At 45.4% G+C, this 7,530-nt stretch carries 4 protein-coding genes; 3 read left to right on the forward strand and 1 reads right to left on the reverse strand.

Annotation, left to right across the window (positions count from 1 at the left end; genetic code table 11):
* Positions 1 to 2,690 (reverse strand): carbamoyl-phosphate synthase large subunit (carB, locus tag VIN08_RS11540; RefSeq protein ID WP_331964788.1); only part of this gene is annotated, 2,690 nt, incomplete at its 3' end.
* Positions 2,691 to 2,922: 232 nt separating this feature from the next.
* On the opposite strand from carB, the gene VIN08_RS11545 reads away from it, so the two are divergent.
* The 3 genes from VIN08_RS11545 to VIN08_RS11555 are packed head-to-tail and all read left to right on the forward strand — an operon-like array spanning position 2,923 to position 7,416.
* Complete coding sequence (locus tag VIN08_RS11545; protein WP_331964791.1) at positions 2,923 to 4,617, forward strand: GMC family oxidoreductase; 1,695 nt, start codon at positions 2,923 to 2,925, stop codon at positions 4,615 to 4,617.
* A 48-nt stretch (positions 4,618 to 4,665) separates the two neighbouring features.
* Positions 4,666 to 6,021: a DUF1080 domain-containing protein gene (locus VIN08_RS11550; RefSeq protein ID WP_331964794.1), complete on the forward strand. Its 1,356-nt coding sequence runs from the start codon at positions 4,666 to 4,668 to the stop codon at positions 6,019 to 6,021.
* A gap of 57 nt (positions 6,022 to 6,078) precedes the next feature.
* Positions 6,079 to 7,416, forward strand: coding sequence for a Gfo/Idh/MocA family oxidoreductase (locus VIN08_RS11555; RefSeq protein ID WP_331964797.1), 1,338 nt, complete (start codon positions 6,079 to 6,081; stop codon positions 7,414 to 7,416).
* The last annotated feature ends 114 nt before the right edge of the window (positions 7,417 to 7,530 follow it).

Here is a 7,530-nt window from a genome sequence, read left to right on the forward strand (position 1 = left end):
GGGAATTTGTGGAAGGAGAATACCGGTTCTTTGATCGCGTATCCTTTCTTGGTAGGATTAAATGTGAAGTCGGTAACTTTCTTCTCGCGCAGCATCACCTTGGTTGCGTAGTTCACATACGGTTCATCGTATGCTTTGCAAATGAACGGCACCGTTCTGGATGCCCGCGGGTTTGCTTCGATGATATATACTTTATCGTTCTTGATAGCGAACTGAATGTTAATCAAACCAACTGTCTTCAGTGCTACAGCAATCTTTTGTGTATAGTGTTCGATCTGTTTTATTACCAGGTCGCCCAGATTATACGGAGGGAGCACAGCGTACGAATCGCCCGAATGTATACCGGCAGGCTCTATATGCTGCATGATACCGATGATGTATACATTTTCACCATCGCATATAGCATCGGCTTCTGCTTCTATTGCACCATCCAGGAAGTGATCGAGAAGAACCTTGTTATCGGGTAAGTGTTTCCAGATGTCGAGGATGTGATGCTCCAGCTCCTGCTCGTTGATCACGATCTTCATGCTTTGTCCACCGAGTACATACGAAGGGCGCACCAGCAACGGGAAGCCTATAGTTTTGCAAACTTCAAGAGCTTCGTCTGCATTTTTCGCTACACCAAATTCAGGGTAGGGTATACCGAGTTCTTTCAACAAGGTAGAGAAGCGACCGCGATCCTCGGCAAGGTCAAGCGCTTCGAATGAAGTACCGATTATTTTTATACCATACTTCTCCAGTTTCTCCGCCAGCTTCAATGCAGTTTGTCCGCCAAGCTGTACAATTACACCTTCCGGTTTTTCATGCTGAATAATATCGTAGATATGTTCCCAGAATACCGGCTCGAAATATAGTTTGTCCGCTATATCAAAATCTGTTGATACTGTTTCCGGATTGCAATTGATCATGATGGTTTCGTAGCCACATTCTTTTGCAGCCAACACACCATGCACGCAAGAGTAATCGAACTCTATACCTTGCCCTATACGGTTTGGTCCGGAGCCAAGCACAACTACTTTCTTGCGATTGGATACTGCCGATTCATTTTCAGAATCGAATGTTGAATAGTAGTACGGAGTTTTCGCTTCAAATTCTGCCGCGCAGGTATCAACCAATTTATATACACGCTTAATACCAAGATCCATGCGCTTCTTATGCACTTCACTTTCATAGCAGTCGAGCAAGTGCGCGATCTGGCGATCGGCATATCCTTTTTCTTTTGCTACACGGATCAACGATGCCGGTATATTTTCAATGGTATATTTCTCGATCTCTTTCTCCAGTTCAATAAGCTCCTCAATCTGCTTCAGGAACCAGCGATCGATCTTCGTAAGCTTCTGCACCGTCTTCATCGGTATACCGAGTTTCAACGCATCATAGATGTGGAATATACGGTTCCAGGATGGATGCTCCAGGCTGTGCAGAATTTCGTCCTGCTTGGTGAGTGATTTACCATCGGCACCTAAACCGTTTCTTCTGATCTCGAGCGACTGACAAGCTTTCTGTAAAGCTTCCTGGAAATTTCTTCCTATACCCATCGCTTCACCTACCGACTTCATTTGCAAACCAAGTCTGCGGTCAGCACCATGAAACTTGTCGAAATTCCAGCGAGGTATTTTTACGATTACGTAATCTATAGCAGGCTCAAAGTAAGCAGTTGTTGTACCTGTGATCGCATTCTTTAACTCATCAAGATTATACCCGATGGCAAGCTTGGCAGCAATCTTCGCGATTGGATACCCGGTTGCTTTTGATGCCAGTGCTGATGAACGTGATACACGCGGGTTGATCTCTATACCGATGATCTCATCATCATTATCCGGATTGAGTGAAAATTGTACGTTACAACCTCCGGCAAACTGACCTATACCGTTCATCATTTTGATGGCGAGGTCGCGCATCTTCTGATATACTGTATCGGGCAGCGTCATCGCGGGTGCCACTGTAATGGAATCACCGGTATGTATACCCATCGGGTCAAAGTTCTCGATCGAGCAGATGATGATCACATTGCCAAGACTATCGCGAAGCAACTCGAGCTCATACTCTTTCCACCCCATGATGCTTTGCTCCACCAGCACCTCATGTATAGGCGAGGCGTGCAAGCCGCGGTTGAGTGCTTCATCAAATTCAGCAGGATCATTTACGAAAGCTCCACCCGTTCCTCCCAAAGTATAGGAAGGACGAATTACCAACGGGAAGCCTATCTCCTGCGCTATCTCTTTTCCCTGCAGGAAAGAAGAAGCTGTTCCTCCCTGGCAAACACCTACACCAAGCTCCAGCATTTTGAGGCGGAACTTCTCACGGTCTTCGGTAGTCTCAATAGCTTTAATATCAACTCCTATAATGCGAACACCGTAGTGTTGCCAGATACCTGCTTTGTCGCAATCAATGCAAAGGTTCAAAGCAGTTTGCCCACCCATGGTTGGAAGTACAGCATCGATGTGATGCTTCTCCAGAATTTCACGGATCGATTTCTTTGTCAGGGGCTTCAGGTACACGTGATCAGCCGTCACTTTGTCGGTCATGATTGTAGCCGGATTAGAATTGATCAGCACAACTTCGATTCCTTCTTCGCGCAACGATCGCGAAGCTTGCGAACCGGAGTAATCGAACTCACAGGCTTGACCAATAATAATGGGGCCGCTACCGATGATCAGTACGGAGCGAATACTTCTGTCTCTTGGCATTTTCGTAGTGGAGTGGTATGTACAAAATTGCGCAAAAATATAACATGAGGTCGAATGCTAAAGGGATTCGAAAAATTTAATATTCAACCGCAAAATACTTACGCGCGGTAGGCATTTTTCAAGCGGCAAACGAAAGCTTTTCACGCCATTGTGACCGATCCCGTTACCGTTTGAAAAACTTATTTCCCTCGTAGAAAAGATTTTAGAATTTTAGAGTAAAGAAATTGAGTGCATGAATCTGAATGGAAAGGCGAGAGAGCAAAATACTTTCGATGCAATTGTAGTAGGCTCTGGCATTAGCGGAGGCTGGGCCGCTAAAGAACTTTGTGAGAAGGGATTAAAAGTATTGATGCTTGAACGCGGAAAGGAACTGGTACACCCCAACTATCCTACCGCCACAAAAGATGTATGGGAAATTGATCACGGCAGTGTTTTAACACAAGAGGATCGAAAGAACTCACACGTCCAGGCACGGCATTATTCCTTTCGGGCCGATAATAAACAGTTTTATATAAACGACCTCGAGAATCCCTATACAGAAGCAAAGCGCTTTGACTGGATTCGGGGAAATATAGTGGGGGGCCGATCCATTCTCTGGGGTCGCCATTGTTATCGCTGGGGCGATCTCGATTTTGAAGCTAACTTAAAAGATGGCCATGGTGTGGACTGGCCGCTGCGGTATAGAGATCTCGCCCCGTGGTATGATCATGCTGAAACATTTATAGGGGTGAGCGGACAAGCGGAAGGATTGGATCATTTTCCGGATGGGAAATATCAGCCTGCTATGGAATTGAATTGTGTGGAGAAACACTTCAAGGAAATGGCAGAGAAAAAATTTCCTGATAGAAAAGTTACCGCGGGTCGTGTTGCCAATCTTACCAAAGCCTTGAAAGGAAGAGGCGCCTGTCAAAGCAGAGATCTGTGTCATCGCGGTTGTCCGTATGGTGCTTACTTCAGCAGTAACTCCAGCACATTGCCCGCTGCCTTTGCTACCGGTAACCTGACTCTTCGTGCCAATTCATTGGTGAATAAAGTATTGTACGATGAACAAAAAAGAAAGGCAACGGGTGTAGAGGTTATTGATGCCGAGACAAATGAAGTTACCGAGTATTATGCCCGTATTGTATTTCTTAATGCCTCCACAGTCGGCACTACATTTATACTTCTGAACTCTATCTCGAACAGATTTCCAACGGGCTTAGGTAACGACAGCGACCAGGTTGGCCGGAACCTGATGGACCACCACAAGTTTGCCGGAGCGAGCGCAATCATTGAAGGTTTTGACGATCAATATTACTACGGAAGAAAACCAAACGGCATCTATATACCCCGCTTTCGTAATCTGGATAAAAAAGAAACGAATTATATACGAGGTTTTGGCATCATGGGTGGAGCAGGGCGTCAGGGTTGGAGGGGCTATTTGGAGTCTGATAGTATAGGAGAGGCATTGAAGCAGGCCGTGCAAACACCCGGCCCCTGGAGCATGTGGCTTTCAGGATTTGGTGAATGCCTTCCATACCAGGATAACCGCGTGACATTAAATACAACACAAAAAGATAAATACGGGCGCAATACGCTTACTATAAACTGCGAGTTCAAAACCAACGAACTGGCTATGCAACAAGACATGGCGCAATCGGCTGCTGAGATGCTGGAAGCTGCAGGGTATAAAAATGTAAGACCTCACGTGGATACATCCTTTCCGGGTAATGCCAATCACGAGATGGGCACAGCACGCATGGGGCGCGATCCGAAAACATCGGTACTAAATGCCTTTAACCAGGTGCATGCCGTGAAGAATGTGTTTGTTACCGATGGCGCCTGCATGACATCCAACGCCAGTGTGAATCCATCGCTTACCTACATGGCACTCACCGCTCGCGCATGCGATCATGCTGTAAAAGAACTTAACCGACTGAATTTGTAATCAATATATAGTATAGCAACTCAACCTTTAAACCATTTCACACGCATCATGAAAAAACTCGTTACACTTCTTCTTGTTTCCGCATCTCTCCTGGGCTATGCGCAGAAAGCAGATAAGGGCTGGCGCAAACTTTTTAATGGGAAAGATCTTACCGGCTGGAAGCAGATCAACGGTAAAGCTCCGTACACAGTAGAGAATGGAATGATTGTAGGAACCACCATCCAGGATTCTCCCAATTCATTTTTAGCAACGGAAGAAACGTTTGGTGATTTTATACTGGAGCTCGACTTCAAGATGGACGATGGAACCAACTCGGGTGTGCAATTCCGTAGTGAAAGTAAAGCTGATTACCTGAGCGGAAGAGTGTTTGGGTATCAATTGGAAATCGATCCTTCGTCACGCAAGTGGTGCGGTGGTATATATGACGAATCGAGAAGACAGTGGCTATATCCGCTGGAATATAACACACCGGCGAAAAATGCCTATCGCAATAATGAGTGGAATACTATACGCATTGAAGCCATTGGTAACTCGCTGCGCACATGGGTAAATAATATACCCTGTGCCAACGTGGTTGACGATATGACGCTGAAGGGCTTCTTTGCATTGCAAGTACACTCTATCGGCAAACCGGAAGAAGCTGGCAAGCATGTGTGGTTTAAAAATATACGAATCAAAACAGAGAACCTCACACCATCGCCAGACGATGCGCTTTACGTGGTAAACTTTGTTCCGAACACACTTACTGAACAAGAGAAGAAGAACGGATATACTTTGCTGTGGGATGGTAAAACTACCAATGGCTGGCGCGGTGCCTATAAAGATAAATTTCCGGAGAAAGGATGGGAGATTAAAGATGGTGTATTAAGCGTTGTTAAATCAAGTGGTGGTGAGTCGCAGAATGGTGGCGACATTGTTTCCATCAACGAGTATAAGGCTTTTGATATCGAGTTTGAATTTCGTTTGAGCGAAGGTGCTAACAGCGGTGTGAAATATTTTGTAACTGAAAAAGAAAATAACCAGGGCTCTGCTATAGGACTGGAGTTTCAGGTGCTGGATGATGAAAAACATCCTGATGCAAAATTAGGCGCTGCGGGTAATCGCACATTGGGCTCGCTATATGATCTGATACCGGCTGATAAAAATCCAAGAGGCATTAAGAAAATTGGCGAGTGGAATCTGGGACGTGTTATAGTATACCCGGACAATCGCGTGGAACACTGGCTCAATGGCTACAAAGTGGTAGAGTATATCCGTGGTAATAATATTTACAAAGCACTGGTGGCACGCAGTAAATATGCACAGTGGGATAATTTCGGCATGGCTGAAAAAGGACATATACTGCTGCAAGACCATGGCGACTATGTTTCTTTCCGCAGCATCAAGATCAAAGAACTAAAATAAAGTATATCTCTTCTCTATACATCGAAAGAGATACTCAGTCTAAACCATTATGTGAATATGAAAACCTCGAGAAGAACATTTATCAAGAAGAGTGCTATAGCATCGCTGGGTGCCGTTGCTTTCTCTGCCAAGAGCTATGCTAATATCATCGGTGCCAACGACCGCGTTCGTGTAGGTGTTGTTGGATTCTCCGATCGTTTCCGTCAATCACTATTCCCGGCTTTCCAGAATCATTACCAGGAACTCAACTTCGATATCGTTGCTGTATCAGACCTGTGGAAAAAAAGAAGAGAAGAGGGCCAGGCTTTTTTGAAAGAAAAATTCGGTCACGATATACAGGCATGTCTCAACAACGATGAGCTATACAAAATCAAAGATATAGATGCTGTAATTATTAGCACAGCTGATTTTCAACATGCACTCCATACTATCGAAGCAGTAAAAGCAGGATGCGATACTTATACCGAAAAACCGTTTGCTGAAACAATGGAAGATAACCGCGCGGCGTTGAAAGCCGTGAAGGAATCGAAACAGATCGTACAAATTGGTTCACAACGCAGAAGCGGTGCTAATTATCATGCAGCAGCCGAGTATATACAAAGCGGCAAGTTTGGTCCGATCGTAATGGTAGAACTAAACTGGAATGTTAACCAGCCCGGCCGTTGGAGAAGACCTGCACTGGTAGCAGAGCTGCGCGAGCAAGACACCGATTGGAAACGCTTCCTGATGAATCGCCCGTTCGAAAATTTCGATCCACGCAAATACCTTGAGTATCGCTTGTTCTGGCCTTACTCTTCCGGCATGCCTGGTCAGTGGATGAGTCACCAGATTGATACCGTACATTGGTTCAGCGGATTGAAACATCCTCGCAGTGTTGTGGCCAATGGAGGAGTATATTTCTGGAAAGATGGTCGTAAGAATTGGGATACTACTACTGCTGTATTCGATTATGGTGACGACAAGCAAGGCTTCCAGGTACAGTTTACTTCACGCATGATGAACGGTGATGAGAATCCTGCCGAGATATACTATTCCAATGGCGGTGAGTTGAACCTCAACACGAACAAGCTATCACCTAAAGGAGGTCTTCGCGAGAATCATGCAAAGGCTATGAACATGCAGGCAAACCTTTTGCCGGAGCTGGATATATCTCAAAATTCTGCCAAAGTTGTGGCATCTGCCAACACCGGAGGCGATGCCCTTACTTCGGCACACATGCGCAACTGGATGGAATGCGTACGCAGTCGCCAGCAACCCAATGCACCGGTAGAAGCCGGGTATATGCACTCTATTGCTACCATTATGACAAACGCTGCTGTACGCACCGGAGCGAAAGTAACTTTCGATGAAGAGAAGCAGGAAGTAATGGCCAACGGCAAAGTATTCAAATATTAAACACAGGCACGTTTACATACTCCAAATAAGTAATGGCTCCTCCATTCGTATATAGCGGATGGAGGAGTTTTTATTTTGCCAAAGTTGATTTAACCAAAGAGGCTTTGGAATGCC

Origin of the sequence: Ohtaekwangia sp., assembly GCF_036568665.1 — a bacterium.
Taxonomy (GTDB): domain Bacteria; phylum Bacteroidota; class Bacteroidia; order Cytophagales; family Cyclobacteriaceae; genus Ohtaekwangia.